The sequence below is a fragment of the Oleiphilus sp. HI0043 genome (assembly GCF_001634935.1).
Genome location: NZ_LWEY01000544.1, coordinates 1 through 831 on the forward strand (window position 1 = coordinate 1; position 831 = coordinate 831).

The 831-nt window shown below is 47.8% G+C and carries 1 protein-coding gene; it reads right to left on the bottom strand.

From position 1 onward, the window contains the following. The coding region (speB, locus tag A3729_RS06645) for an agmatinase (RefSeq protein ID WP_068633462.1) at positions 1 to 815 on the bottom strand (815 nt) is incomplete at its 3' end. Positions 816 to 831 lie beyond the last annotated feature (16 nt).

Below are 831 nucleotides of genomic sequence, written 5' to 3' on the forward strand. Positions count from 1 at the left end.
TATGTCAGGAGTGCTGCCGAAAATTCGTAAGCATGAAAGCCTTTGATTGGTGCGAACTCGGTAATATCGAAACCGATGATTTCGCATTGTTTTGCGACTGACTCAAATAAGGACAATGTTTGATACCAGCCAAGCCCACCTGGCACGGGCGTGCCTGTTGAGGGAAATACGGAAGGGTCCATGCCATCAATGTCTAGCGTAAAGAACACTTTGCTCGGGAAGTTATCAGGCAAATCTATTTTTTGGATATTTTGGGGCACTAAAATGTCCGCATCGATATGACGTACACCGTGTGCTTTGCGAGTCCGCATTTCTTCTTCGCAGTACGCGCGAATACCCAGCTGAAATAAAGGGACACCCAAATCAACGATGCGTTTCATTACGGAGGCGTGGCTATACGGGTTGCCTTCGTACGCTTCGCGCAAGTCGGCATGGGCATCGATTTGCACCACACCAAAGTCATCTATGCCAGCATCCAGAAGCCCTTTAATAATGCCATAGGTCACCGTATGTTCGCCGCCTAAGCCNATAGGGAAACCACCGCGCTCAATTATATTTGTTGTGGCAAGTGCGATGTTTGCAATGACTTGCTCTGCACTTCCTGCCATGTCGACAGGAGGGTGAGTATAAATACCTTTCGTACTAGGATTACTTGTACCGTCCCAAGTTTCAAGCTGCCAGGAAGCTTCTAAAATAGCCGCTGGACCTAAGCCTGTGCCGCCGCCGTAAGAAACAGACTCCTCATAGGGTATGGGCAAAATATGAAAAAAGGCGTCTTCAGGTTTAGGGTGTTTAAACTCTGAACCTAAAAAAATGGGATAGCCAGGCGCT